The sequence below is a fragment of the Geodermatophilus sp. SYSU D01119 genome, from assembly GCF_054049975.1.
The window spans coordinates 161756-186912 of the sequence record NZ_JBJGYL010000007.1; the positions used below are offsets into that span (position 1 = coordinate 161756).

At 75.7% G+C, this 25157-nt stretch carries 24 protein-coding genes; 5 read left to right on the forward strand and 19 right to left on the reverse strand.

The features are described from left to right. Nucleotides 1-42 precede the first annotated feature (42 nt). Nucleotides 43-624 carry a CDP-alcohol phosphatidyltransferase family protein gene (locus tag ACI79X_RS07635; RefSeq protein WP_457024857.1) on the reverse strand — a complete coding sequence of 194 codons (582 nt, stop codon included), beginning with the start codon at nucleotides 622-624 and terminating at the stop codon, nucleotides 43-45. A 5-nt stretch (nucleotides 625-629) separates the two neighbouring features. After that, the gene (locus ACI79X_RS07640) at nucleotides 630-2138 is read right to left on the reverse strand and encodes a hypothetical protein (protein WP_457024816.1); all 1509 of its coding nucleotides are present in this window, start codon (nucleotides 2136-2138) and stop codon (nucleotides 630-632) included. Nucleotides 2139-2227: 89 nt separating this feature from the next. Here ACI79X_RS07640 and ACI79X_RS07645 point away from each other — a divergent pair, with 89 nt between their 5' ends. After that, nucleotides 2228-3367, forward strand: a complete 1140-nt coding sequence (locus ACI79X_RS07645; protein WP_457024817.1) for a phosphatase PAP2 family protein — start codon at nucleotides 2228-2230, stop codon at nucleotides 3365-3367. Nucleotides 3368-3405: 38 nt separating this feature from the next. Here ACI79X_RS07645 and ACI79X_RS07650 read toward each other — a convergent pair whose 3' ends face one another. Further along, nucleotides 3406-3969: a GtrA family protein gene (locus tag ACI79X_RS07650; RefSeq protein WP_457024818.1), complete on the reverse strand. Its 564-nt coding sequence runs from the start codon at nucleotides 3967-3969 to the stop codon at nucleotides 3406-3408. A gap of 164 nt (nucleotides 3970-4133) precedes the next feature. Here ACI79X_RS07650 and ACI79X_RS07655 point away from each other — a divergent pair, with 164 nt between their 5' ends. The 3 genes from ACI79X_RS07655 to ACI79X_RS07665 all read left to right on the forward strand — a co-directional run bounded on the left by ACI79X_RS07655 (nucleotide 4134) and on the right by ACI79X_RS07665 (nucleotide 7092). After that, a complete protein-coding gene (locus tag ACI79X_RS07655; protein ID WP_457024819.1) occupies nucleotides 4134-5189 on the forward strand; it encodes a hypothetical protein in 1056 nt (351 codons plus the stop codon). Between the two features lie 80 nt (nucleotides 5190-5269). Continuing rightward, complete coding sequence (locus ACI79X_RS07660) at nucleotides 5270-6253, forward strand: ATP-binding cassette domain-containing protein (protein ID WP_457024820.1); 984 nt, start codon at nucleotides 5270-5272, stop codon at nucleotides 6251-6253. Further along, entirely contained in the window at nucleotides 6250-7092 is an 843-nt protein-coding gene (locus ACI79X_RS07665; protein ID WP_457024821.1) for an ABC transporter permease, read from the forward strand. Before ACI79X_RS07660 ends, ACI79X_RS07665 begins: the two co-directional genes overlap by 4 nt. Before the next feature lie 14 nt (nucleotides 7093-7106). On the opposite strand, the gene ACI79X_RS07670 is transcribed toward ACI79X_RS07665, so the two are convergent. From ACI79X_RS07670 to ACI79X_RS07680, 3 genes are all read right to left on the reverse strand, one after another. After that, complete coding sequence (locus ACI79X_RS07670) at nucleotides 7107-7370, reverse strand: hypothetical protein (RefSeq protein WP_457024822.1); 264 nt, start codon at nucleotides 7368-7370, stop codon at nucleotides 7107-7109. Nucleotides 7371-7396: 26 nt separating this feature from the next. Then, nucleotides 7397-8362 (reverse strand): NADPH:quinone oxidoreductase family protein, encoded by a 966-nt coding sequence (locus ACI79X_RS07675; protein WP_457024823.1) that lies wholly within the window; start codon nucleotides 8360-8362, stop codon nucleotides 7397-7399. A gap of 96 nt (nucleotides 8363-8458) precedes the next feature. Next, nucleotides 8459-9244 (reverse strand): alpha/beta fold hydrolase, encoded by a 786-nt coding sequence (locus ACI79X_RS07680; protein ID WP_457024824.1) that lies wholly within the window; start codon nucleotides 9242-9244, stop codon nucleotides 8459-8461. 188 nt (nucleotides 9245-9432) lie between these two features. Between ACI79X_RS07680 and ACI79X_RS07685 the strand changes: the two genes are divergently transcribed. After that, nucleotides 9433-10512, forward strand: a complete 1080-nt coding sequence (locus ACI79X_RS07685; protein WP_457024825.1) for a glycerate kinase — start codon at nucleotides 9433-9435, stop codon at nucleotides 10510-10512. Between the two features lie 13 nt (nucleotides 10513-10525). On the opposite strand, the gene ACI79X_RS07690 is transcribed toward ACI79X_RS07685, so the two are convergent. From ACI79X_RS07690 to ACI79X_RS07750, 13 genes are all read right to left on the reverse strand, one after another. Further along, nucleotides 10526-11704, reverse strand: a complete 1179-nt coding sequence (locus ACI79X_RS07690; protein ID WP_457024826.1) for an MFS transporter — start codon at nucleotides 11702-11704, stop codon at nucleotides 10526-10528. A gap of 96 nt (nucleotides 11705-11800) precedes the next feature. Beyond that, complete coding sequence (locus ACI79X_RS07695) at nucleotides 11801-12916, reverse strand: FAD-dependent oxidoreductase (protein WP_457024827.1); 1116 nt, start codon at nucleotides 12914-12916, stop codon at nucleotides 11801-11803. A 28-nt stretch (nucleotides 12917-12944) separates the two neighbouring features. Beyond that, entirely contained in the window at nucleotides 12945-13862 is a 918-nt protein-coding gene (locus ACI79X_RS07700) for a ThuA domain-containing protein (RefSeq protein ID WP_457024828.1), read from the reverse strand. Continuing rightward, complete coding sequence (locus ACI79X_RS07705; RefSeq protein ID WP_457024829.1) at nucleotides 13859-14635, reverse strand: TIM barrel protein; 777 nt, start codon at nucleotides 14633-14635, stop codon at nucleotides 13859-13861. Before ACI79X_RS07705 ends, ACI79X_RS07700 begins: the two co-directional genes overlap by 4 nt. A 1-nt stretch (nucleotide 14636) precedes the next feature. Beyond that, nucleotides 14637-15692, reverse strand: coding sequence for a sugar phosphate isomerase/epimerase family protein (locus ACI79X_RS07710; RefSeq protein WP_457024830.1), 1056 nt, complete (start codon nucleotides 15690-15692; stop codon nucleotides 14637-14639). Between the two features lie 11 nt (nucleotides 15693-15703). Next, complete coding sequence (locus ACI79X_RS07715; protein ID WP_457024831.1) at nucleotides 15704-16102, reverse strand: C-glycoside deglycosidase beta subunit domain-containing protein; 399 nt, start codon at nucleotides 16100-16102, stop codon at nucleotides 15704-15706. 21 nt (nucleotides 16103-16123) lie between these two features. Beyond that, a complete protein-coding gene (locus ACI79X_RS07720; protein ID WP_457024832.1) occupies nucleotides 16124-17098 on the reverse strand; it encodes a sugar phosphate isomerase/epimerase family protein in 975 nt (324 codons plus the stop codon). Then, nucleotides 17095-18063, reverse strand: coding sequence for a sugar phosphate isomerase/epimerase family protein (locus tag ACI79X_RS07725; RefSeq protein ID WP_457024833.1), 969 nt, complete (start codon nucleotides 18061-18063; stop codon nucleotides 17095-17097). The genes ACI79X_RS07720 and ACI79X_RS07725 overlap by 4 nt, the downstream gene beginning before the upstream one ends. Beyond that, nucleotides 18060-19538 (reverse strand): MFS transporter, encoded by a 1479-nt coding sequence (locus ACI79X_RS07730; protein ID WP_457024834.1) that lies wholly within the window; start codon nucleotides 19536-19538, stop codon nucleotides 18060-18062. The genes ACI79X_RS07725 and ACI79X_RS07730 overlap by 4 nt, the downstream gene beginning before the upstream one ends. 22 nt (nucleotides 19539-19560) lie before the next feature. Further along, nucleotides 19561-20859: a C-glycoside deglycosidase beta subunit domain-containing protein gene (locus ACI79X_RS07735; protein WP_457024835.1), complete on the reverse strand. Its 1299-nt coding sequence runs from the start codon at nucleotides 20857-20859 to the stop codon at nucleotides 19561-19563. A gap of 2 nt (nucleotides 20860-20861) precedes the next feature. Then, on the reverse strand, nucleotides 20862-22379 hold the full coding sequence (locus ACI79X_RS07740; RefSeq protein WP_457024836.1) for a GMC oxidoreductase: 1518 nt from the start codon (nucleotides 22377-22379) through the stop codon (nucleotides 20862-20864). Next, nucleotides 22376-23899: a GMC oxidoreductase gene (locus ACI79X_RS07745; RefSeq protein WP_457024837.1), complete on the reverse strand. Its 1524-nt coding sequence runs from the start codon at nucleotides 23897-23899 to the stop codon at nucleotides 22376-22378. The genes ACI79X_RS07740 and ACI79X_RS07745 overlap by 4 nt, the downstream gene beginning before the upstream one ends. A gap of 16 nt (nucleotides 23900-23915) precedes the next feature. After that, nucleotides 23916-25142: an ABC transporter ATP-binding protein gene (locus ACI79X_RS07750; RefSeq protein ID WP_457024838.1), complete on the reverse strand. Its 1227-nt coding sequence runs from the start codon at nucleotides 25140-25142 to the stop codon at nucleotides 23916-23918. Between the last annotated feature and the right edge of the window lie 15 nt (nucleotides 25143-25157).

Here is a 25157-nt window from a genome sequence, read left to right on the forward strand (position 1 = left end):
CGCGGTGCCGAGCCGCCCCGCGGTGCCGCGGCCGGACCCCGCTCAGGGGCCGGCGGGCGCCCCGGGAACGGTCGAGGACCGCAGGCCGGGCGCCCGGGCCCTGGTGAGCGCCAGCGCCTTGACGCCGTAGTCCAGGCCGGTCAGGACGGTCCACAACACCGTCGTGGTGACCAGCACCGCCAGCACCACCGTCCATCCGGGCGCCGCCAGCGCGAGGACGATCATGACCGTCTGCGCCACCGTCTTCAGCTTGCCGCCGCGGCTGGCCGGGATGACCCCGTGGCGCACGACCGCCAGGCGCACGACCGTGACGGCGGCCTCGCGGGCGAGGACCACCACGGTCGCCCACCACGGCAGCAGGTCCCGGGCGGACAGGCAGACCAGCACCGTGGTGACCAGGGCCTTGTCGGCGATGGGGTCGACGAGGGCGCCGAAGTCGGTGCACTGGCCGCGGCGCCGCGCGAGCCAGCCGTCCGCGACGTCCGTGACGGACGCGGCCACGAACAGCGCGAGGGCCGCCCACCGGCCGCCGGGGGTGTCACCCTCGAGGACGAGGACCGCCCCCAGGAAGGGGACGGCGAGCAGGCGCAGCCCGGTGAGGCCGTTCGGCAGCGTCCACGCCATGCCGGTCACCGCCGGAAGGCCATGAGGGTGTAGCCGCAGGAGGCGCCGCGTCCGGTCGCCACGTGCGCCAGGCGGTAGGCCGACATGGCCGGGTGGTCGAAGATCGCCTGCTCCGTCGGGTAGTAGCCCACGAACCGCCCGGCGTCGCGGCTGGCGAGCACGAGGACGTCGGGGGCGCGCCCGTGCACCAGGTCCGCCCGTTCGGCGACGGGCAGCCGGCCGGTCTCCTGGATCAGCGGCTCGTTGAGGAAGAAGTCGTCCACCACGTACCGCCCCCCGGCACGGGCCGGGACCAGACCCGCGTCGGAGATGGCGAACGAGGTGTCCGGCGGGGTGGTGGCCAGCCAGCCGAGGACGGACTCGCGGGCACCCACCCGGCAGTCGGTGTAGCGCTCCTGCCAGCCGTGCACGCTCCGGAGGCCGGCCGGGGGCAGGAGGAGCAGGAGCAGGCCCACGGCGACGGCGGCGACCGCGGCGGGGCGGCCCCCGCCGCGGTGCCGGGCGAGGCGCTCCGCGGCGCGCACCGTCGCGACCGCGGCGAGCAGCGCGACCAGCGGCCACACCGGCTGGAAGAACCGGCTGTAGGCGTTCGCGCTGTCGAGGGTGCCGATCGAGCCCAGGGCGTACAGCACGGGCGGCACCGCCAGCAGCCGCGCGCGGCCGGTCAGCAGCACCGCGCCCGCCGCCGCCAGCAGGAGCGGCAGCAGCGCCTGGTCGAGGAACTTCTGCAGGACCGTGAGGGCGTCCCCGGCGCCGGACTTGTAGAGCACCGAGTTGGGGAGCAGGTGCCCGTAGATCCCCAGCCGCGCGGCCTCGAGGACGAGTTGCGAGCCGAGTGGGACGCCGCCGAGCACCGCGATGCGGCGGATCGCCCGCCGGCGGGTCGCGGTCCGGAACACCCCCGGGAGCTCCCCCAGCGCCACCACGGCCGCCGCCACCGCGAGCCCCTCCGGGCGCAGCCACGGCAGCACCGCGAACGCCGCGGCCGCGCGGAGGACCCGGCCGCCGTCCCGCCGGGCGACCTCGAGGGTGCCCGCCGTGACGGCGGCGGCCACGAGGAGCGTCTCCAGGCCGCCCACCGCCCAGAGCGCGAATGGTGCGCCGCAGGCGGTGAGGACGGTGGCCACCCGGGCGGTGGACTCCCCGACGACCGCCCGGCCGCCGAGGTGGACCAGCACCAGGCACGCCAGGCCGCCGGCGATCCCCAGGACCCGGGCCGCCGCGGGAGCCGACCAGCCGGCCCACGAGGCGAGCGCCTCCAGGGCGACCAGCAGGGGGTTGCTGAAGCCCTCGACGCGGGGGCCGCCCGGGTTCCAGACGAAGCCGTCGCCGGCCGCCAGGTTCTCCGCGTAGCGCACCGAGATCCAGGCGTCGTCGGTGAGGAACCCCCGGAGGACCCAGCACAGCGCCAGGTGCACGACCGCCGCCAGCCCGAGGACGGCCCACCCGGAACGGGACCCGGACCCGCGGTCCCCCGGCCGGAGGGCCGGACCCGGCAGGGCCGGTAAGGTCATCGTCCCCACGACGCTCCGTTCCGGGTGGCCTGGACGGCGATCAGGGCGACGACGTGTTCTTGCCGACGATCCAGAGAAGATAGCCGCGCATGGTCCCACCCGCCGCTCGTGGAAGTCGCGACCACCCCGCCTACGCGATGGCCGTGGCCGTCGCCCTCGTCACCGGTGCCGTGGCGGTCGTCTGCGCCGTGGCGCTCGGCCAGCCGTTGCGCGACCCCGACGGGTTCCTCGGCCCCACCTACGTCCGCCTGCCGCTGATCGCGGCGCTGCTGCTGGGGCTGGACGTGCTGCCGCGGGCCGCGCTGCGCGCGCGGACGTCCCGGGCCCCGGTGCGGGAGGTCGTCGCCGTCGCGCGGGAGCGCTGGCCCTGGCGCCGGCTCCGCCCGGTGCTGGTCGGGCTCGCGGCCTTCTACGTCACGTACGTGGCCTACCGGAACCTCAAGCACTACCTGCCGCTCCTCCGGCCCGGTGTGGTCGACGACGAGCTCGAGGCGACGGACCGCGCGCTCACCGGCGGCGCCGCGCCGGCGGAGCTGCTGCACGACCTGCTCGGCACCGACGTCGCCGCGCACGTCCTGTCCTCCGTGTACCTGGCCTTCCTGGTGTTCGTGCCCGCCTCGCTCGGGCTCGCCCTCGTGACGCGGGGCCGGTCCCGTGACGCCAGCTGGTACGTGACCGCGCTGTGCCTCAACTGGGCGCTCGGCACGGCCAGCTACTACGTCCTGCCGTCGCGGGGGCCGGTCTACGCGCAGTGGCAGCTGTTCCGTGATCTCGCCGAGACCGGTACCTCGCGGCTGCAGGACAGCCTGCTGCGGTCCCGTCTGCTGGTCCTCGCCGATCCGGAGGGGACCGAGCGCCTCAACAGCATCGCCGCGTTCGCGTCGCTGCACGTGTCGATCGTGTTCACCGCGGCGCTCATCGCCCAGCTCACGCTCCGGTCCGTGGCGGTGCGCGCGGCGCTGTGGGTGTTCTTCGCGCTGACCGTCGTCGCGACGGTGTACTTCGGGTGGCACTACGTCGTGGACGACGTCGCCGGACTGGCGATCGGCGCGGCGTCGGTCCTGCTCGCCGCCTGGGGGACGGGCCGCTTCCGCGGCCGGGCGGAGCGGGCCCGGACGGACGGCACGGAACAGGACGGCACGCAACAGGACGGCGCGGAGGTGGCCGCAGCCGTCCGGCCCCGGCGCGCGCTCCGGCGCCGCCCGCAGGCCTTCCCCTCCGGCTCCTGAGACGGAGGACGCCGCCCGGCGTCCGGCGCCGCCGGGCATCAGGCCGTGCGCTCTTCCGGGAACACGAAGCGCCGGTAGGTCACGAAGCGGAAGAGGCTGCCCAGGGCCAGACCGACGACGTTCGCGGAGACGTTGTCGGCCACCGGGCTCCTCAGGTCGAGGACGTAGCGCGAGGCCCACAGGCAGAGCAGGGAGATCACGAGGGCGACCGAGCTGAGCGCCATGTACAGCACGTACTCGCGCGCGAGCCGGCCCCGCGGCCGGTCGCGGTAGGTCCAGAAGCGGTTGCCGACGTAGGCGACGGAGGTCCCGGCGACCAGGGAGAGCGTCTTGGCGACGAGCGGCTGGTCGTCCAGGACGCCGTTGCCGCCCAGGTGCACCAGCAGGTTGTAGCCCCCGATGTCGACGAGCAGCCCGACGGCGCCCACCAGTGCGAAGCCGGACGCCTCCCGTCCGAGTGCCCGGCCGCGCCCGTGCGACGGCGGCGCGGGCCCGTCGTCAGCGGGCCGGCGCCCGTCCGGAGGACTGCCCTCCTCCCCGCCGGGGGTCGACACGGGACCGGCGGCCCCCTCGTGCGAGACCTCGGTCGGCGTGCCTCTCATCCACCCATCCCCTCCCCGTGGCCGCACCGTGGCGAGGTGACGGGGACCCGTCGTCCCGGTGTCGGCCGGGCACCAGCATGGCGTCCGGACGGCGAACACGCTGGCCGGGACGGGACCGCCGCGCCTGGATCGCGCTCCCGGCCCTCCCGGCCGAGGATGGGCGCGTGGGGGCTGCGCCGCGCCACGCCCTGGTGGCGACCCGCCCGCGGGCCGATCTCGTCGACCGGCTCGCCGGGCGGCTGGAGCGGATCTCCCTGGAGGGCGTCCTCGCCGACCCCGGCCGGGCCGCCGAGGCGTGCGCGGTCCCGGCCCCCGCCGCGGGCCGCGGCCTCACCTGGGACGAGGCCGACCGCCACGACCCGGTGTGGTGGCCGCAGGGCATCGCGAGCCTGCCCTCGGGAGACGTGCTGCTGGTCAGCTGGTACGGGCGGCGGCGCCGGTCCCTCCGCGGGCCGGGGACGCGGATCTCCGTCGTCGACCGGACGGACCCCGCCCGCCCCCGGTACCGGCACGTCCTGCTGGTCCGGCCCCGCCGTCGTCTCGGCATCCTGACCGCGGGCGCCGTCCGGGTGCACGCCGGGGGCATCGCGGTCCACCGCGGGCTGCTCTACGTCGCCGACACCGTGTCCGGCGTCCGGGTCTTCCGTCTCGCCGACGTGATGCGCGCGCCCCGGCGGCGGGGCGGGCGGGGCCGCCGCGCGCCGCGCGGCTGCGACCACGTCCTCCCCCAGTACGTGGCCTACCGGGTGCCGCTGCGCTCGGCGCTCCGGGGCCTGCGCCACTCGTTCCTCTCCGTCGCGACGGTCGACGGCCGGCCCGAGCTCGTCGTCGGGGAGTACCGCCGCAACGGTCAGGCGGCCCCCCGGCTGGTCCGCTTCCCCCTGGACCCCGTCACCGGGCTGCCGGCCGCCGACTCCCGCGGGACGGTGGCCCCGTGTGCTGTGTACGAGGACCAGCCGAGGCGCATGCAGGGGGTGGCCGTCCACGGCTCGACGTGGTTCGTCACGGCCAGCGCGGGCCCGGAGGTCGGCGGGGATCTGTACGTCGGCGCGCCCGGGAGGTGGCGCCGCCACCGCCGGGTGCTGCCGGCCGGGCCGGAGGACCTGGCCTGGTCCGTACCCGGCGAGGAGCTCTGGTGCGTCTCCGAGTGGCCGGGCCGCCGGTGGGTGTTCCCGGTGGCGGCGGGCCGCTGGCAGGGACCCGAGCCGGAAAACCGTTGACCTCACGTCCACTGGAGGTCCCATCCTGACCACGTGACCACGCTCACCGACCCCGTGGCCCCGACCTCCCGGGAGGCGCCGTGACCGCGCCCCCGGCGGTGGAGGCCGTCGACCTGTCCAAGCACTTCGGGGACCACCGCGCCGTCGACGGCGTGAGCTTCGTCGTCCCCACCGGCACCGTGCTGGGCCTGCTCGGGCCCAACGGCGCCGGCAAGACCACGCTGGTGCGGATGCTGACCACCCTCAGCGTGCCGACCGCCGGGACCGGCCGGGTGGCCGGCTTCGACGTCCGCGAGCAGCCCGACCTGGTGCGCCGGAGCATCGGCCTCACCGGCCAGGCCGCCACGGTCGACGAGATCCTCACCGGCCGGGAGAACCTGCGGCTGATCGGCAGCCTGTACGGCCTGTCCCGCGCCCACGTGCGGCGGGCCGGCGACGAGCTGCTCGAGCGCTTCGACCTCGGCGACGCCGCCGACCGCCCGGTCAAGGGCTACTCCGGCGGCATGCGCCGCCGGCTCGACCTCGCGGTCAGCCTGCTCGCCGTCCCGCCGATCCTGTTCCTCGACGAGCCGACCACCGGGCTGGACCCGCAGAGCCGCTCGGGCCTGTGGGACGTGCTGCGCGACCTCGTCGCCGAGGGCACCACGCTGGTCCTCACCACGCAGTACCTGGAGGAGGCCGACCACCTCGCCGACGAGATCGTCGTCGTCGACAAGGGGCGGGTGATCGCCGCCGGCACGCCCACGCAGCTCAAGGACCGCGCCGGGCGGGCCAGCGTCGTCGTCACCCTGACGCACTCCGCCGACCTCGAGGCCGCGGCCGCGCTGATGCGCGACCACTCCCCCGAGGTGCACGTCGAGCCGGGCAGCCGGCGGCTCACGGCGCAGGCCGGCGGGCTGCGCGACATGACCCGGATCGCCGCCGTCTTCGACGACAGCGGCATCGAGCTCGACGACCTGGGGCTGGCCCGGCCCAGCCTCGACGACGTCTTCCTGCACCTGACCGGGCACCGCGCCGAGCCCGGCACCGGGACCGACCCCGCGACCGAGGGAGCCGCGCCGTGACCGCCACCCAGAGCCCGCCCCGGGCGCCCGTCCGGCCGGAGATCCGCCCGCCGTCGCTGCTGCGGGCGTCGTCGGTGATCGTCTGGCGCAACCTGGTGCACATCCGGCGGATGCCGGAGATGCTGCTCGACGTCACGGTGCAGTCGGTGATGTTCGTGCTGCTGTTCGCCTACGTCTTCGGCGGCGCGATCGCGGTGGCCGGCGCCAGCTACAAGGAGTTCCTGCTCCCCGGGATCATGGTGCAGACCATGGTCTTCGCCTCGGCCGTCGTGGCGATGGGGCTGACCAGCGACCTGCAGAAGGGCATCGTCGACCGGTTCCGGTCGCTGCCGGTGCCGCGGTCGTCGGTGCTGGTCGGGCGGAGCATCTCCAGCCTCATCCACTCGAGCATCGGCGTCGCGGTCATGGCCGTCACCGGGCTGCTCATCGGCTGGCGGGTGCGCAACGGCGTCGTGGACGGCGTCCTGGCGTTCGGGCTCCTGCTGCTGTTCGGCTTCGCGATGATCTGGCTGGGCATCTGGGTGGGCTCGCTGATGCGGACCGTCGAGGCCGTGCAGGGGTTCATGTTCACGGTCATGTTCCCGCTGACGTTCGTGGCCAACACGTTCGCGCCGCCGGAGAGCATGCCGGCATGGCTGCGGGCGATCGCCGAGTGGAACCCGGTCTCGGCCCTCACCCAGGCCTGCCGGGAGCTGTGGGGCAACGGGCTGCCGGCCCCCGCCGACGCCGCGTGGCCGCTGCAGCACCCGGTGCTGGTGTCGGTGGGCTGGTCGCTGCTGCTCACGGCGGTGTTCGCGCCGCTCGCCGTGGCCGCGTTCCGCCGCCGCTCGCGGGACTGAGCCGGGCCCTCCGCTCAGGCGCCGGGCGTGCCCTCCAGGTCGGTGCGGCGGTGCACGCGCACGGCGCGCACCGGCAGGCCGTGCGCGCCGGGGGTGGTCCACTCGACGGTGACCACCTGCCCGGCCCGCAGCGGGTCGCCCTCGACGACGGCGGCGTCGGCCCAGCAGTCGCCGGGCGCGCCGGGCACCTCGAGGACCGCGCCGGCACCGTCGTCCACCCGGACGACGGTGCCGGCCGCGGTACCGCTGTCGGTGCCGCCGGTGCCGCGCTCGCTCATGGCCCGAGGCTGCCCGACCGCGCGGGTCAGCGCACCCGCAGCAGCACCTTGCCGGTGGCGCGGCGCTCGTCGAGCTCGGTGACGGCGGCCGCGGCGTCGGCCAGGTCGTGCACCGTGCCGAGGACCGGCTGCAGGCGGCCCTGCTCCAGAAGCGGCAGCAGGTCGGCCCACTGCTCCTGCACGAAGGACGGCTCGCCGGACCAGAAGGCGCCCCAGCCGACGCCGACCACCGACACGTTGTTGAGCAGCAGGCGGTTGACCTTCACGGTCGGGATCTCCCCGCCGGTGAAGCCGAGCACCAGCAGCCGGCCCTCGCGGGCGAGGCTGCGCAGCGAGTCGGTGAACCGGTCCCCGCCGACCGGGTCGGCGACCAGGTCGACGCCGCGGCCGCCGGTGAGCTCCTTGACCCGCTCGCGGAACCCGTCGGCGAGGACGACGTCGTCGGCGCCGGCCGCGCGGGCCGCCTCGCCCTTGCCCTCGCTGGAGACCACGCCGATGACGCGGGCGCCGTACGCCTTCGCGAGCTGGATGCCCGCGGTGCCGAGGCCGCCGGCGGCGCCGTGCACGAGCACCGTCTCGCCCTCGCGCAGCTGCCCGCGTCGGCGCAGCGCGAAGTGCATGGTCAGGTAGTTCATCGGCAGCGCCGCGCCCTGCTCGAAGGAGACGCCGTCGGGCAGCGGGAAGACGAAGCCCGGGTCGGCCGCGGCCACCTCGGCGAAGCCGCCGAACCCGGGGAAGGCGGCCACCCGCTGGCCGGCGGTGAACCCGCTGCCCTCGGGGGCGCTGCGCACCACGCCGGCCACCTCGCTGCCCGGCACGAACGGCGGCTGCGGCTTGAGCTGGTACTCGCCGCGGCTGAGCAGCACCTCGGGGAAGGTCACCCCGGCCACGTGCACGTCGACGAGGACCTTCCCCGCACCGTCGGGCTCGGGGACGTCGACGACGGCGATGGCCGAGGGGCCGTCGAGGGTGGCGATCTGGGCGGCGCGCACGGGTCCTCCTGGACGCTCGGGGACGGTCCGGCCGAGTCTGTCAGTGCAGGTGACGGGGGTCGCAGCGGGTCCAGGGGCGCAACGGCCCCGGGACCCTCAGCGGCCGGGCGGGAACCGCTCCAGCAGGTCGGCCATCGCGCGCGGCTCCCACGTGTGCTGCGCACCGTCCACCTCCGCGCGCTCGCCTCGCGGCAGCGCGGCCGCCAGCGAGGCGGCCGCGGCCGGCATCTCGTCGAGGGTCTCCCGGCCGACGACGAGCAGGACCGGCAGGTCCAGCCCGCCGAACAGCTGCGCGTGCGGCGCGGACATCGCCCACTCCAGCGCCTGGGCGTCGGCCCGCAGGCTCTCGGCGTTCCGGACGAACGGCTCCCACAGCGCGGACTCCCGCAGGCCGCTCAGCACGTCGAGCGGGATGTCGCGCATGTAGTGGCCCACCGCGCCGGGGTGGTCGCCGGCGTCCAGGAGGCGGTACAGCTCCGCCGTCCACCCGGCCACCCCCGGCGTGCGCGGGTCGAGCGGGGCCTCGAAGAGCACGAGCCCGTCGACCGGCAGACCCTCGGCGGCCGCGCGCAGCGCGATGGCGCAGCCGGAGGAGTGGCCGCACAGCACCGCGCGGCCGCCGGCGACGTCGACCAGCGCGGCGACGGCGGCGAGCTCGTCGTCGAGGTCGACCCGGCCCGGGCGCCAGGAGTCGCCGCGCCCGACCCGGTCGTGCACCACGGTGGTGCGCCCCCGACCGGCCAGCAGCCCGGCGGTCTCGGTGGTCTGCGGGTCGATGGCCCGGAACGGGCCGGCCCCGGCGACGAAGACGACGGCCGGGCCACTGCCCCGCCGGTCGAACCCCACGCGGTCGCCGGCCGCCGTCGTCACGTACTCGGTCATGCGTCCTCCTCGCGGCCGTGGTCGAGGAGGTGACCGCCGCCGGGCCGTCGGCTCATCGGTGGCCGGGCGCCGCTCCCGCGCACCCGGCGCCCCGAGACCAGCGCAGCGCGGGGAGGTGGCGGTGCGGCAGCGGCGCCGGGTGGCCCCAGGAGCATGATCCCGTCATGGCTCCGGCGGGACCTCGGCGCGTGCTCGTCGCACCGGACTCGTTCAAGGGCAGCGCGACGGCCGCCGAGGTGGCCGCCGCGGTCCGCGACGGCTGGCTCGCCGAGCGGCCCGCCGACCGGGTCGTGCTCGCCCCCATGGCCGACGGCGGCGAGGGCACTCTCGACGCGTTCGCCGCGGCCGTGCCCGGCGCCCGCCGGGTCCCGGTGGAGGTCGACGGCCCCGACGGCCGCCGGGTCCGGGCGCAGTGGGTGCTCCTGCCCGGCGGCACCGGCGTGGTGGAGCTCGCGGCGTGCTCCGGGCTGCCGCTGATGGACCGGCCAGCGCCGTTCCACGCGCACACCCTCGGCCTGGGTCAGGCGGTCGCGGCCGCGCTGGACGCCGGGGTGGAGCGGCTGCTGCTCGGCATCGGCGGCAGCGCGAGCACCGACGGCGGCACCGGCCTGCTCACCGCGCTGGGCGCGCGGTTCCTCGACGCCGCCGGGCGGCCGGTCCCCCTCGGCAACGCCGGGCTCGCCGCACTCGAGCGGGTCGACCTGTCCGCGCTGCGGCCGCCGCCGCCCGGGGGCGCGACCGTGCTCTCCGACGTCGACGCGCCGCTGCTCGGCCCCCGCGGCGCGGCCGCCGTCTTCGGCCCGCAGAAGGGCGCCGGGCCGGCCGACGCGCCGGTGCTCGAGGCGGGTCTGCGCCGGCTGGCCGGGCTGGCCGGCGGGGACCCCGCGGAGCCCGGCGCCGGCGCCGCGGGCGGCACCGGGTTCGGCCTGCGGCTGTGGGGTGCCACGCTCGCGCCCGGGGCGGCCGCGGTGGCCGGGGCGCTGGACCTGGCCCACCTGGTGGCCGGGGCCGACGTCGTCGTCACCGGCGAGGGCCGCTACGACGACCAGACCGCCACCGGCAAGGTGCCCTCGCACGTGCTGGCGCTGGCCCGGGCCGCCGGGGTCCCGGTGCTGCTCGTGGCCGGCAGCACGGCGGTGCCGACGACGCCGTTCGCCGACGCCGTCGCGCTGGTCGACGTCGCGGGCGGCCCCGAGCCCGCGCTCGCCGACCCGGGCCGCTGGCTGCGGGTCGCCGCCGGCGTCCTGGCCCGGCGCCGGACACCGTGAGCAGCCGCGGTACTCAGGAGCGGGCGACCGCCCGCGGGGCCCGGATGACGTCGACGCTCAGCACCGCGCCGGCGCCGGCCACCGCGCCGGCGAGCAGGAACGGGGCGAGGAACCCACCGGCCGTCTCGGCGAGCCAGCCGCCCAGCGGCGGGCCGGCGAGCTGAGCCAGGCCGAACGCCAGCGTGCAGCGGCCGAAGGCGCCGGCGAACTCCCGCGGGGTGAGGGTGTCCGACAGGTGCGCGGCGATGACCGCGGGCAGCCCGGACATCGTCAGCCCGAACAGCAGCGCCGACGCCGAGGCCAGCGGCTCGGTGCCCAGCGGCACGAGCAGGATCGCCGCGGCCATCAGGGCGTAGCCGCCGACCAGCGTCGGTCCGCGGCCCCACCGGTCCGACAGCGGGCCGAACACGATGCCGCCGGCGACCAGGCCGATCCCGACGAGCGTGTAGACCGCCGACGCGTGCCCGGCGGAGAACCCGGCGTCGTCCTCGAGCGCGGTGACCAGGTAGCTGGTGTAGATCGAGTAGGCCAGGCCGTACGCGGCGTAGCCGCCGGTCAGGCCGATCCAGCCGGGCACGCGGCGCAGGGCGCCGGTGCGCACGGGGGCGTCGTCGTCGCGGCGCGGGGCCGGGCGGAGCAGCAGCACGCACGCCACGAGGACGACGACGGCGATCGCCGTCTCCACCAGGTAGACGGTGCGCCAGGACGCGTCCCCGGCCTGCGCGTGCAGCGTCCAGGTCAGCGCGCTCGCCAGCACGATCCCGCCGCCGATTCCGGAGCCCGCGACGCCGATCGCGGCACCCCTGCGGGAGGGGCGGACGACGGAGCCGGCGAGCCCCGGCGCCGGCACCCAGATGAACGCCCCGCCCACGCCGGTGAGGGTGAGCCCGGCGGCCAGGCTGCCGGCGCCCACGGCGGCCGACAGGAGACCGAGCCCCACGGCGCTGCAGGCCAGGCCGGCCTTGATCAGCGCGGCCGGCCGGGCGCGGCGGGACAGCGCGCTGACCGCCACCGTGCCGAGCAAGTAGGCGGCGACATTGGCCGTGGCGACCAGGCCGGCCAGCGCGTAGGAGCCGAGCAGGTCCCGGTCGATCGAGGGCAGCAGCAGCGCGTAGGAGAACCGGCCGAACGCCTGCGCGACGGCGGAGGCCAGCGCCACGAGCAGGACCAGCCCGCGTGGACGCACCCGCACGCCGCCACCTCCGCACCGCCGACGGACGACGCCCGACGGCGCCGGGGCGAGTCCACCACCCCGGCGCCGCCGGCGCTCGCCCGTGGGGCCTCGCCGTCAGGCCGGACGGGCCAGCTCGGCCAGCGCCTCCCCCATGAGCCGTCCCGGCAGCGACGGTTCGGCCGGCGGGCGGCGCTCCCACTCCCCCAGCTGCACCGACGTCTCCACGACGAGCCGGCAGCGGTCGAACCGGCGCTCGCCGAAGCGGAGCAGCGCGGCGGGCACGTCCTCCGCGGACACGTCCGCCAGCACGTCGGCGAGGACGACCGCGTCCTCGATCGCCATGCCCACCCCGTAGGCCAGATGCGGGGTGGCCGTGTGCACGGCGTCCCCGATGAGCACGCCCCGCCCGCGGGACCACGGCAGCGGGACCAGCAGGGACTGCAGCGACCGGACGTCGACGTCCAGGATGCCGGCGGCCGCCCGCGGCACGTCGCCACCGAAGGGGCGCAGCCGCTCGCGGAACGCCTGGGCCTCACGGCCGGCGGGCGGGCGCGGCGCGCCGTCGTCGGGTTCCAACAGCCAGACGTAGAGCGAGTCCGCCGAGACGGGGACGACGCCGACCCGGCCGAGTCCCGGGCCGCCGTCCAGCATCGCGTAGCGGGTGACCTCCGGCGGCCGCGGTGCCGGCGCGCGCCAGATCACCTGGCCGGTGGGCCGCGGGGACGGCGCACCGGGCAGCACCAGCCCGCGGGTGGCCGAGTGCAGCCCGTCGGCGCCGACGACGACGTCGACCTCCTCCGTCCCGCCGCCGGACAGCCGGACGTCCACGCGGTCCGGCCGGTCCACGATCGCCGTCACCGTCGTCCCGAGGCGCAGCTCGACACCGGCGGCCGTCACCGCGCCGGCGAGCACCTGCCCCAGCGCGACGCGTGAGAGCGCCACCGACGCCGGCCGCCCGGGGAGCAGCGGTGGCGGGGCGAGCACCGTGCGGACCGTCCCGGCGGCGTCGCACAGGTCGATCTCCTCGTGCGGGTGCGCCCGCTCGAGGCAGGCGTCGAGCAGCTCCAGGGTGTGGAGAGCCCGCATCGGAGCGCCCTGCAGCACGAGCCCCGGGCCCGCCGGGCGGACGGCGTCCTCGGCCTCGACGAGCACGACGTCGGCACCGCGCCGGGCGAGCGCGACCGCCGCGGTGCACCCGGCCGGTCCGGCACCGACGACGAGGACCCTCACGGCGCCTGCCCCCGTGCCGTCACGGGTCTCAGTGCCGCGCGACGGCCGCGGCCGCGGGGACGGCGCGGTCGAACCGCGACGGGTCGCCTGCGTAGTACGGCCACACCCGCCACCGGGCCGCACCGGTCCGCTCGGGCGGGCCGAGGGTGACCTCCCCGGTGGCCGCCCACTCGACGCCGCGGACCAGCAGGGTCATGAAGGGGAGCTTGCGGAAGGTGTCCCAGTCGTGGCCCAGGACGACGCACACGCTGCGCCCCGCGCCCCACTCGTTCGCCCACGCCAGCGGCTGGTCGGTGTCCATGCCCGGCAGGGCGCCGATCCCGCCGGGCGGCACGTCCACCGGCGTGTGGGCGTTCGGCCAGCCGGCCTGCCGGTAGGTCTCGGCGTCGTCGAAGACGGTGAGCAGCACCGTCGCCGACGGGTCGAGCCGGGCGCCGGTGAGCACGTCGTCGTTGACCACCGCCCACTCCGCCGGCAGGCCCTCGGTGACGGCGTGCCGGGGCTCCGGGAACCGCACCGTGACCTCGCCCTGGGGCCGGGGCCGCAGGCCGGTCCGGCGGCTGAGCGTGGCCCCGCGCATCCGGTCGAACTCCTCCGGGAACCCCCAGTCGGGCTCCTGGACCGACGAGCCGTGGAACCACAGCACGCCGCGGCCCTTCTCGCGGACGAAGCGGAGCAGCGCCTGCTCGGTGGTGTCCCCGAGCCGCTCGGCCGGCGAGTGGTAGTCGTCGCGGCCCTCGTACATGACGAGGACGACGTCGAACCGGTCGAGCAGCTCGTCGCCGACGCCGCGGAACTCCTCGAGCACGCGGACGCGGAACCGCCCGGTGGACTCCAGCAGCGCCGTGAGCATGCCGGTGTGGTGCCGGAAGCTGCGGTGCTCGTTGTCGTGCTCGACGGTGACCCGGCCCGTCGCGAGCAGGACGTCGAGCTTGTCCCCGCTCACGCCTGGGCCGCGACCGACCGGATGTACTCGGCCGACGCCGCCGACTCCACGGTCGGGAAGTACTCCAGGCCGATCGGGCCGTCGTAGCCCGAGGCGCGCAGGACCGTCAGCTGGGCGGGCCAGTCGACGGCGCCGCTGCCGGGCTCGTGCCGGCCCGGGGCGTCGGCCAGCTGTACGTACTTCACGAAGCCGGCTGCGCCCGCCAGCTCGGTCGCCGGGTCCTCGCCCTGGGCGATCGAGTGGTAGAGGTCGTAGAGGATGCCGAACGAGTCGTCGCCGATCGCCCGCGCGACGTCGACGGCGTCCTGGGTGCGGTCGGTGAGCGCGCCGGGGTGGTCGACGCGGGAGTTGACCGGCTCGAGGACGAACTCGATCCCGGAGCCGCGGTGCCGGCCGACCGCCTCCCCGTACAGGTCGATGACCACCTGGTGGTTGCGCTGCCGGCTCATGCCCGGGAAGCCCACGCCCGAGGCGAGCACGATGCGCGGGCAGCCGAGCAGCCGGGCGTGCTCGACGGCGGTGTCCAGGCCCTCGTGGGCCGGGGCGAGGTCGGTGCCCGGGAAGGTGAAGCCCATCCGGGGGCCGGCGAGCAGCGAGGTGAGCTGCACGCCGGTGTCGGCGAGCGCCTTGCCCAGCGAGTCGAGGTCCTTGTCGGTGGAGAACCACATCTCGACGGCGTCGAAGCCTGCGTCCGCGGCCGCCCGGACGCGGTCACCGGCGTCGGCGCCGGCCTCGGTGAAGAGCAGTTCGATGTTCGCGGACAGCTGGTACACCTCAGGCCTCCGTCCCGGCGAGCGCGGCCGTGATCGACCGGCGGATGAGGTCGTGCTGCCTCCGGACGAGGTCGACCGGGTCGGCCTCGTCGAGGTCGGCGAAGGCGTGGCCCTCCCACTCGCTGGAGAAGAAGCCCGCGTAGCCGCCGCGGACGAACTCGCGGACGATCGCGGGGTAGTCGATGGCGGGCTCGTCGCCGTTGTCGTCGATGTCGTAGAACTTGGCGTGCACGTGCTTGATCTGCGGCATGATCTCGGCCCACTCGGCCGGGTCCACGTGGCCGTGCATGTTGAACGCCAGCCGGGCGAACGAGCCGAGGCTCTCCGGGGCGATGCCGCGCGAGTGCAGGTACTCGACGAACTCCCCGTGCCGGGCGTTGATGTCCGCGTCGGTCGCCCAGATCTCCTGCAGGCGCGCGAGCTCCTCCTGCCCGAGCCCCATGCGGCCGAGCTTGCGGAGGATCGTCGGCGACATGCTGTGCATGGTCGAGCTGAAGTCCGCGACGAAGCCCAGCCGCGGCGAGCCGATCTCGGCGTAGGTCTCCCGGATCTCCAGCACCTTCGGCGAGTTCGGCCCGAGTGGGGCGTGCAGCTCCCAGCCCATGGTCAGGTCGAGCTCCTCGGCCACGGGCAGCAGCCGGCGGATCAGCTCGGGCTCGGCGCTCTGGATGCGCACCAGCGGGAAGCCGAGCGCGTGGGCGCTGCGGAACTGGGTGACGGTGAACTCGTACTCCTCGTCGAGGGTCATGTCCCGGTCGCGGCGCCGGCCCATGTCGAGGTTGCAGCCGAACGAGCTCGGCACGAAGCCGTGGCGGTCGAACGCGTCCCGCCAGGCGCGCACGAACTCCGGCGTCACCTCCGGGTAGGTGCGGATCGTCTGGGACGCGACGATCTCGATGCCCGGGCCGATGCCCGCCTCGTCGACGACGTCGAGCAGCCCGGCGAGGTCGAAGCGGCCGGCGGCCCACTCGCTGGTCAGCGAGTACAGGGTCAGGCCGAGGCGGATGTCGCTGCCCGGGACCGCGGGCGCGGCGGGGGCGGTCTGCGTGCTGGTCATCGGGGTGCTCCTCAGCGGGCGACCAGCGAGCGGCGGTCGCTCGCGTGGTTGGTCACGTAGGTCATGGGCGCGATCTGCATGTAGGGCAGCCGCAGGTCGACGGTCACCTCGACATCGACCGGCCGGCCGGCGGCCGGCGGCTCGTCGAGGGGCACGACGACGACCAGCCGGTCCTGGATGAACCAGAGGACGTCCCACTGGTCGGGCAGCTCCTCGACCCGGTAGGTGCGGCCGGCCAGTTCCACGCGGAGGTCCGCCGTCGGGACCTCGCGCCCCTCCACCCGGACGGTGACGGAGCTGACGCTGGACAGCCAGAGGCTGCGGTACCAGGGCACGGTCAGCGCGATGCCGAGCCCCTCCGGTCGGGTGGTCAGGCTGTCGTCGCGCAGGACGGTGTCGCCGGTGGCCATGGGGTTCCTCTCGGGGACGGGTCAGGACTTCGGGATGGACAGCTCGTGCTGGAGGAACCAGCTGTTGAGCATCGCCAGCTCGGCGGGGTTGCCCCCGTGGTCGCTCTCGACGACGACCCAGCCGGGGAAGGCGCGTTCGCGCAGTGCGGCGACGAAGGCGGGGACGTCGACGAGGCCGCCCTCGGTGCCCAGCTCGTAGAACCAGCGCTCGATGCGCCGGCCCGCTCCGCCCTTGAGCATCGTCGACTCGGCGCCGGGCATCCGGTACTCCTCGCCGGTGTCCGCGTGGCGGGTGTCCTTCAGGTGCACGTGGGTGACGCGCTCGGCGTGCTGCCGGTAGAAGGCCACCGGGTCGATGCCGCCGATCGTGAACTCGGCGGTGTCCAGCGCCAGCCCGACGGTCGCCGGGTCGGTGGCCTCCAGCAGCGCGGTGAGCTCGGCCTCGGTGTGCACGGCGCCCAGGCAGTCGTAGTGCAGCGCCAGCCCCAGGCCGGCGGCCGACGCCAGCTCGCCGACCCGGTTCCACACGTCGCCGATGCCCTTGATGCGGTCGGCGTCGAGCGGCGGGGTCATCCAGGCGGAGCCGACCGGCCGCACGACGAGCTGCTCGGCGCCGACGCCGGCCAGGAAGTCGACGAAGGGCCGGGACCACTCGACGATGGCGTCGGCGTCGTCGGGGTCCGCCGTCGAGCGGAAGGCGTAGCCCTCCTCCTCCTCGGCCGGCGCCTGCGGGTCCCAGAACATGCTGGACACGCCCCGCACGCCCGCGCGCCGCAGGAAGCCGAGGAAGCCCTCGTGGGTCCCGTGGTTCTGCAGGATCACCTCGGGCCGGCTGATGTTGTCCCAGCGGCCGGTGCCCGACGCCAGCTCGATGGTGTCGAAGCCGCAGGTGGAGACCGTCTTGAGCGCCCGCTGCTGGTCCTCGTGGCGCACGAAGACGTCGAGCCGGACGTTCCACTGGTTCAGCGCGTAGGCCCAGCGCAGCGTGTCCCTCATCGCGCGCTCTCCAGCTCCGCCCGTGCCTCGGCCTCGGCCTGCGCGAGCACGTTGTCGATGTACCACTTGGCCACGGCGGTGGCCTCGGCGTAGCTGCCGCCGCCGAGCTCGGCCTTGTCGTGCTCGACGGTGAGCCAGCCGTCCCACCCGGACGTGACGATCTCCCGCACGAGCGCGGGGAAGTCGACGAGGCCGCCCTCGCCCATCTCGTAGAACCAGCGCGTCACGTGTGGCGCCATCAGCTCCGGGTCCGGCGGCGTCCGGTAGGCCTCGTGCTGGTCGACGTCCTTCGTGTCCTTGAAGTGGAAGCCGGTGCAGCGGTCCCGGTGGTCGCGGAACAGCGCGACCGGGTCGACGCCGGCGATGGTGTGCTGCGCGGTGTCGCAGAAGAACGCGACGTACCGCGGGTCGGTGTACTCGAGGAACAGCTCGATCTGCTCGCGCGTGCGGATCGCGCCCCAGAACTCGAAGTGGCACGTCGTCCGCATGCCGTGCTCGAGCGTCAGCTCGCCGACCCGGTTCCACAGGTCGCCGACGACCTTGATGGTGTCGTCGGTGACCGGCTCGGTCTGCCAGTGCGTCGACGTCGGCATGACGATGAAGTTCTCGACGCCGGTCAGGCCCTCGCACATGCGCAGCGTGTTCGTGCAGTCGGCGACGATCCGGTCGTGCGTCTCACGCACGTGGGGCGCGGTGTACCGCGTCGCCGACGGGTACGCCGAGAAGACGCCGGTGATCTTGTCGAAGCCGTTGTCCTGCAGGAACCGCTCGAAGCCCGGTACGCCGCCGTACATCCCGGCGTAGAGGGGCAGGTAGAAGAAGAAGGTGTCGAAGCCCCGGAAGCCCAGGGCGGACAGCTGCTTGACGTACCGGTCCATGTGGGCGCGGTTGAACGACGGGGGCTGCGGCCCCTGCGGCGTCTCCGTCACCCAGTGGTCCATGTAGGACCACTTCGTCCACGTCACGGTCGGTTCCCTCCTGCCGGTGTCCGGCGGGTCGTGGTGTGTGCGGTGGTGGGCAGTGGCTGCCGGCCGGGAAGGGCCAGCCCCGGCAGGCAGGCGGCCAGCAGGAGCACGGCGCCGGCGAGCAGCCCGGCGGTGAACCCGTCGGTGAGCGCGGCCGCGTCCGCGCCGGCGGCTGCGGTCCGGGAGGTCGCCAGCGCGACGAGGGCGGCGAGGCCGACGGCGCCGCCGACCTGCTTGGCGGTCGTCAGCAGGCCGGAGGCCAGGCCGGCCCGGTCGGCGCCCAGGCCGGAGGTCGCCGTCACCGTGAGCGGGAGACCGGCGAGGCCGAGGCCGGCCATGGCCAGCACCAGCGGCACCAGGACGCCGCCGGCGTAGGAGCTGTCCACCTCGAGGGCCGCCAGCCAGGCCAGCGCGCCCGCGCTCAGCAGCGTCCCGAGCAGGAAGACGCCGCGCGCGCCCAGCGGGGCGAGCAGCCGGGGCGCGGCCTGCGCCCCGAGCGCGATGCCCACCGCGCTCGGCGCCAGGGCGAGCCCCGCGGTGAGCGGGTCCATGCCCTGCACCTGCTGCAGGTACAGGACGAGGAAGAACATCATCGCCGGGAGGACCCCGCCGGTCAGCGCGGCGAGGCCGTTGGCGACCGACACGGGCCGGACGCGCAGGACCGACAGCGGGACGACCGGGTCCGGCACCCGGCGTTCCACGGCGAGGAACAGGAGCAGTGCGGCGGCCGCGCCCCCGAGGCAGCCGAGGGCCGGCACCGACGACCAGCCGCGCTCCTCGCCGAGGACCACCGCGGCCACGAGCAGGGCGGTCCCGGCGGTGACCGACACCGACCCCGGCAGGTCGAGCCGCCCCCGCGGGGAGCCGGCGGGCCGGCGGGCCAGCGCGCGGGCCGCGGCGACCGCGAGCAGGGCCCCCAGCGGCACGTTGACGAACAGCACCCACCGCCAGCTCAGCAGGCCGGTGAGCACGCCGCCGATGACGCCGCCCAGTCCCCCGCCCGCCGCGGCCGCCGCGGTCAGCAGCCCGAGCGCACGCGCCCGGGCCGCCGGCTCGGGGAACCCGGTGGTGACCAGGCTCAGCGTCGTCGGCACCAGGACCGCACCGCCGACGCCCTGCACGAAGCGCGCCGCCACCAGCTGCCAGCCCTCCTGGGCCAGCCCGCCGGCCAGGCTGGCCACCGAGAAGACGGCCAGCCCCGCGAGGAACGCCCGCCGGCGGCCGAACAGGTCACCGACCCGGCCACCCAGGAGCAGGAAGCCGGCGAAGGTCAGCGTGTAGCTGCTCACCACCCACTGCAGACCGGTCGCCGACAGCCCGAGGCTCTCCTGCATCGGCGGGAGGGCGACGTTGACGATCGAGGTGTCGAGCACGCAGACGAACTGCGCGGCGCACGCGACGGCGAGGACGAGTCCGGGACGCCGGACCTCACCGGCGACGGAGGCCGCCCCGCGGACGCCGGCGGGGGCGCCCACTACGCGGCCGGCGGGGCGGCGGTCACCGCGTGCCCCGCTGCAGCGACCGGAGCAGCGCGTGCTGCCGGCGCACCTGGTCACGGCCGCGGCCGGGCTCGCGGCGCCCCTCGTACTCGCTGGACAGCCAGCCGCTCCACCCGGCGTCCTCGAGCGTGGGCACGATGTCGGCCCACGGCACGTGCAGGTCGTGCAGCTGGTCGTCGATCTCGAAGAACTTGGCCTGGATGAAGTGGGTGTGCGGCAGCACCTCGGCCAGGTCGGCCATCGGCACGCGCAGCGGGCGCAGCGGCGGCGGGACGTCGTCCTCGTCGTCGGTGCCCAGGCTCTCCGCGTTCTCGCGGACCGCGGCCGTCTGGAAGATCCCGGTGTCGATGAGCAGCTTGAAGTGCTCGGTGCCGGTCTTCTCGATGAAGTCGACGTACCCCTGGGTCACCGGGTGCCGGATCGGCGTCGGCGAGTGGATCTCCGGGCAGATGACGACGTCGAGGTCGGCCGCCAGGTCCAGGGAGCGCTCGACCACCTGGTCCCAGATCGGGTGCGGGTCGAGGTCCCAGGAGACGACGCCGAACTTCGGCCGCACCGAGGTGAAGCCCAGCTGCTTGGCCAGCCGGAGGTCGAGCTGGAGCTGCTCGGCGCCCTCCTCGGCGGTGAGGTCGCGGTCTCCCCACCGGGTGGTGTCCACCCACGAGCCGAAGTTCGTGGGCGTCAGGCCGTACGTCCCGACCAGGCGGTGCCAGGCGTCCACCCAGGCGGCGTCGGGCGCCGGGTAGCCCGGCAGGTTGCCCTCGCCGAGGATCTCGATGCCGGTGGCCCCGAGGTCTGCGACGTCGGCGAAGACGTCCTCGAGCGTCATCGACGTGTACACGTCGCCGGTGTAGCTGTAGGTGGAGACGCCGTAGCGCAATCCGCCGTCGGGGACCGGCGGCACGATGACGCCGGAGCCGGTGAAGGTGAACTCCGAGCGGGCGATCGGCGGCGGGAAGTAGGACCGGCGCAGGTAGAGCGTGGCCTCGATCCGGTGCACGCCGACCGACAGGCCGCCCGGCCGGGGCACCGTGATGGTGGCCGGCTCGTCGAGCTGCCAGCGGACGTCGGTGGAGGCCCGCAGCTCCTCGAGGGTCAGCGTGCGGCCCTGCAGCGTCCACAGCGGCACGTGGTCGGGGACCCGCTCGCCGTCGACCACCACCTCGATGCCGTCGAGCATGCTGGCCGGGCCGCCGCGGTAGTTGGGGTTGCGCAGCTGGAACCGGAAGCCGGTGACCCGGCCGTCCTCCTCCACGTTGCGGAACCCACGGCCCTGGATGATCGGGAAGTCGAGCACGGTCACTCCTCCTCGGCCGCGTAGGCCGGCTGCAGGTCCGACGCGAGCGCTGCGGCGCCGCGGATGGCGAGGGCGACGCTGGTCAGCGTCGGGTTGCACGAGTTGGCGGTGGGGATGAGGCCGTTGCCGGCCAGCACCAGGCCGGGCACGCCCCAGACCCGGGACCAGGGATCGCAGACGCTGGTCCCGTCGTCGGCCCGGCCGATCCTGACGGTGCCCATGTAGTGCAGCGAGCTGCCCGCCGGCATGACCCGGGGCATCCCCTCGACGAACTCGCCGAGGGCGGCGGCCACGCGGGCCTGGTAGCCCCGCGCCAGGTCGAGCTCCGCCTCCTCGCGCCCGGTGAGCTCGTAGGCGATGCGGATGCCGGGCAGGCCGTGGGCGTCGGGGTGCTCGTCCTCGAAGGTGAGCCGGTCCTCGGCCCGGGGCCACTTGCGGACGCCCCAGCCCATGCCGACGTAGCCGGCCGGGTTGTCCCGGTGCGGGCTGTCCTCGGGCAGCGGCACCGGGCAGACCGGCGAGTACATGAGCTGCGCGTGGAACGGGTGGCGCTCCTCGTCGAAGGGCACGGAGACGACGGCGCGGATCGGGTCGACCGGCCCGACCGCGTCGGTCCGCCGCGGGACGGCGTCCTCGCGCAGCGCCACCACGCCGAACAGCAGCGGGTGCTCGGTGAGGTACCGGCCCAGCGCCGCCGGGCGGATGCCGGAGGCCCACAGCAGCTGCGGGGTGCGGATGGCGTCGGCGGCGACCACGACGGCGTCGGCGCGCACCTCCTCCTCGGTCCCGGTGCGCAGGTCGCGGAGCACCGCGCCGACGACGCGGTCGCCGTCGCGGACCAGCCGGACGGCGAGGGTCTCCGAGCGCAGCGTGAACCGTGGGTCCTCGAGCACCGGGGCGAGCACGACGTCGGTGCCGCTCCAGCGCAGCGACCCGTCGGGCCGCGGATCGGCGGCGACCGGCAGCGGCCGCACGGCGATCCCGTCGGGCGCGAGCTCCGTGCGGACCCGGTCGAGGATCGCGGCGGCCTGGGCGGAGTCGCCGAACGCCGAGTGGGTGACGTGCAGCAGCTCCTCGGCCGCGGTGACGTGCTCCTCCCAGTCGTCCGCGTCGACGACGTCCGTGCGCTCGCTGCCGACCGGGCGCGGGGTGGCGCAGGTCCAGTGCACGCCCTGCCCGCCGACGCAGGTGGCGGCGGCCGCGGCCGGCATGCCGGTGGAGCCGTCGGCGGCGCGCCCGATGAGGTGGGTGCCCTGCCGCGCGGTGACGGTGCCCTCCACGACGACGCCACCGGGGATCCCCGAGACGCCGCTCTCCGACGACGGTCCCTGCGAGGCCAGCCGGGCCGCGGCCTGCTCCCGCGGGTCGGCGATGTTCTTGACGTTCATGCCCGGCGGCGTGCTCACCACCGGCCCGGCCTCGACCACGAGGACCGAGACGTCGGGCAGCGACTCGAGCAGCCGGCGGGCGTAGGTGGCCCCGGTCGGCCCGCTGCCGACGATCAGGACGTGCGGGGTCATGCGGAGGCCTCCTGGGCGAGGGGTCGGGCGCCGGCGAGCTCGCCGGCGAGGGCGCGGGCGGTCAGCACGCCGAGGGCGACGGCCGTCAGCGTGGGGTTGCAGGCCGTGGCCGTCGGGATGACGTTGTTGCCGCCGACGTAGACGTTGGCGGTCCCCCACACCCGGCCCGTGGGATCGCAGACGCTGGTGCCGTCGTCGGCCGGGCCCATCCGGGTGGTGCCCTGGTAGTGCAGCGAGCTGCCCGGGGGCATCACGAACGGCTCCCCGAGCGGGCGCCCCAGCGCCGCGGCCGCCTCGGCGATCTCCGCCTTGGCCGCCTCGATCGCGGCGAGGTCGCCGGCAGCGAGGGTGTAGTCGATCCGGATGGCAGGCAGGCCGTGCTCGTCGGGGTCGTCCGCGTCGAACCACACCCGGTCGTCGGCGGTCGGCTCCTTGCGGGTGAACCAGCCGAGCCCGACGACCTGGCCGGGGCGCACCGTGGTGCCCGGGTCCAGCGGCACCGGGGAGGCGTCCATCTGCATGACCTGGCCGTGGAAGGGCCGGTCGGCGGCGTAGGGCACCCAGGAGACGCCGGACAGGGGCAGGATCGCGCCGCCGCCGGATGCGAACGCCGACGAGCGGGGCAGCGGGACGTCCACCGGGGCGTCGGCCGGCACGTGCTGCTCGTCGAGCACCGCCGCGGCCATGACCTGCGGCTGGTCGTTGAGGTAGCGGCCCAGCGCCTCGGGGCGGATGCCGGAGGCCCACAGGAGCTGCGGGGTCCGGAAGGCGTCGGCGGCCACCACGACGGCGCGGGCGGCGACGGTCTCCCGCTCCCCCGTCGCCACGTCGACCACCTCGACGCCGGTGGCCCGGTCGCCGTCGAGCAGGACCCGGCGGGCGAGGGTGCCCGCGCGGAGCTCCACCCCCGGCCGCGACCACAGGTCACCGGCGATCACCGCCGGGCCGGTCCAGTGCAGCTCCCCGTCCTCGGCGACGGTGACCGCGACCGGCATGGGCCCGACCGGGCGGCGGTGCGGCCGGTCGAAGTGCGCGCCCAGCACCCGCTGGACCGCTCCGATCAGGGGCGCCCGGTCGAAGGCGTGCGTGGTGACGGCGAGCAGCCGGCCGGCCCGCGCGAGCGCCTCGCCGAGCAGCTCGGGGTCGAGGAAGTCCGGCACCTCGTCGTCACCCGGCGGCGGGCAGGCGGCGGTCCAGTGCGCGCCCATCCCGCCGACGTTGGTGGAGACCGCGGCGTTGGGCATCGCCGGCGTCCCGACCAGGGCGGTGCCGGGGCGGGCCGGGGTGCCGCCGGGCAGCGGGTCCGCGCCCCGGGCCAGGGCGGCCAGCGCCCGGGCGCGGTCGTCGGCGGCGGCGATGTTCTTCACGTGCCCGCCGGGCACGTCGCCGAGGACCGGACCCGCCTCGAGCACCAGCAGGCGCAGCGCGGGGTCGGTGTCGGCCAGCTCCCGGGCGACCGCGGTGCCGACCGGGCCGGAGCCGACGACGACGACGTCGTGGATCGGGGCAGGGGTGCTCACCACGTCCTCGTCCCGGTCAAGCGGTCGCCGCGGCCAGGCGCGGCGACCGCGGGGCGATGGCCTGTCCGGTGGACAGGTCGAAGAAGTGCAGGGCCGACGGCGGGACGGCGAACTCCGCGCGCGTCCCCTCGCGCACCGGCGTGCTGCCGGCCAGCCGGGCGTGCACGACGGTGCCGCGGCCCAGGGCCCGCAGGTCCTCGGCGGCCGCCTGGTCGATGTCGGCGGCGATCTCCAGCGTCGCCTCGGTGACCACCGGCTCGGCGTCCAGCCGCAGGTGGACCAGCTTCTCCGGCGGCAGGTTCTCGACCAGGTCGACGTCGGCCAGCAGCCGTGGCCAGGAGGGGTCGGCACCGGCGGGGTGGCGCAACGCCTCCGGGCGCAGTCCCAGCGCCACCGGGGTGGCGTCCGCGCCGGCCAGCGCCGGGAAGGCGTCCAGGGTCCCGGCCGGGAGGGCCAGCCGCTGCGAGCCGAGGACCAGCTCGTGGCCCGTACCGGTCCGGGTCACCGTGGCGCTCATGACGTTCATCGGGGGCGAGCCGATGAACTCGGCGACGAAGAGGTTCGCCGGGGCCTCGTAGAGCTCGTCGGGGGTACCCAGCTGCTGCAGCACGCCCTTGCGCAGCACCGCGATGCGGTCGCCCATCGTCATGGCCTCGACCTGGTCGTGGGTGACGTAGAGCGTGGTGGTGCGGTACTCGCGCTGCAGGTTGCGGATCTCGGCGCGCATCTGCCCGCGCAGCTTGGCGTCGAGGTTGGACAGCGGCTCGTCCATGAGGAAGGCCTGCGGCTGCCGGACGATCGCCCGGCCCATGGCCACCCGCTGCCGCTGACCGCCGGACAGCGCCTTGGGCTTGCGGTCGAGCAGCTCGGTCAGGCCGAGGGCGTCGGCCGCGCGGTCCACCCGCTCCCGGACCTCGCCCTTCGCCATGCCCGCGCACTGCAGCGGGAAGGCGATGTTCTCCCGCACCGACATGTGCGGGTAGAGCGCGTAGCTCTGGAAGACCATCGCGATGTCCCGCTGCGAGGGGTGCACCTCGTTGACCACCCGGTCGCCGATGAGCAGCCGGCCGTCGGAGATCTCCTCCAGGCCGGCGGCCATGCGCAGCGCGGTGGTCTTGCCGCAGCCGGAGGGGCCGACCAGGACGAGGAACTCGCCGTCGCGGATGGCCAGGTCGAGCTCGGAGACGGCCTGCGTCCCGTCGGGGTACCGCTTGGTGATGCGGTCGAAGGTGATCGATGCCATGACTGCTCCTGGGAG

Excerpts from the sequence above, each read along its gene's own strand:
- ACI79X_RS07635 (WP_457024857.1), bottom strand. The coding sequence starts at position 624 with ATGGCGTGGACGCTGCCGAACGGCCTCACCGGGCTGCGCCTGCTCGCC.
- ACI79X_RS07640 (WP_457024816.1), bottom strand. The coding sequence starts at position 2,138 with ATGACCTTACCGGCCCTGCCGGGTCCGGCCCTCCGGCCGGGGGACCGC.
- ACI79X_RS07645 (WP_457024817.1), top strand. The coding sequence starts at position 2,228 with ATGGTCCCACCCGCCGCTCGTGGAAGTCGCGACCACCCCGCCTACGCG.
- ACI79X_RS07650 (WP_457024818.1), bottom strand. The coding sequence starts at position 3,969 with ATGAGAGGCACGCCGACCGAGGTCTCGCACGAGGGGGCCGCCGGTCCC.
- ACI79X_RS07670 (WP_457024822.1), bottom strand. The coding sequence starts at position 7,370 with ATGAGCGAGCGCGGCACCGGCGGCACCGACAGCGGTACCGCGGCCGGC.
- ACI79X_RS07680 (WP_457024824.1), bottom strand. The coding sequence starts at position 9,244 with ATGACCGAGTACGTGACGACGGCGGCCGGCGACCGCGTGGGGTTCGAC.
- ACI79X_RS07710 (WP_457024830.1), bottom strand. The coding sequence starts at position 15,692 with ATGACCAGCACGCAGACCGCCCCCGCCGCGCCCGCGGTCCCGGGCAGC.
- ACI79X_RS07715 (WP_457024831.1), bottom strand. The coding sequence starts at position 16,102 with ATGGCCACCGGCGACACCGTCCTGCGCGACGACAGCCTGACCACCCGA.
- ACI79X_RS07720 (WP_457024832.1), bottom strand. The coding sequence starts at position 17,098 with ATGAGGGACACGCTGCGCTGGGCCTACGCGCTGAACCAGTGGAACGTC.
- ACI79X_RS07740 (WP_457024836.1), bottom strand. The coding sequence starts at position 22,379 with ATGACCCCGCACGTCCTGATCGTCGGCAGCGGGCCGACCGGGGCCACC.
- ACI79X_RS07750 (WP_457024838.1), bottom strand. The coding sequence starts at position 25,142 with ATGGCATCGATCACCTTCGACCGCATCACCAAGCGGTACCCCGACGGG.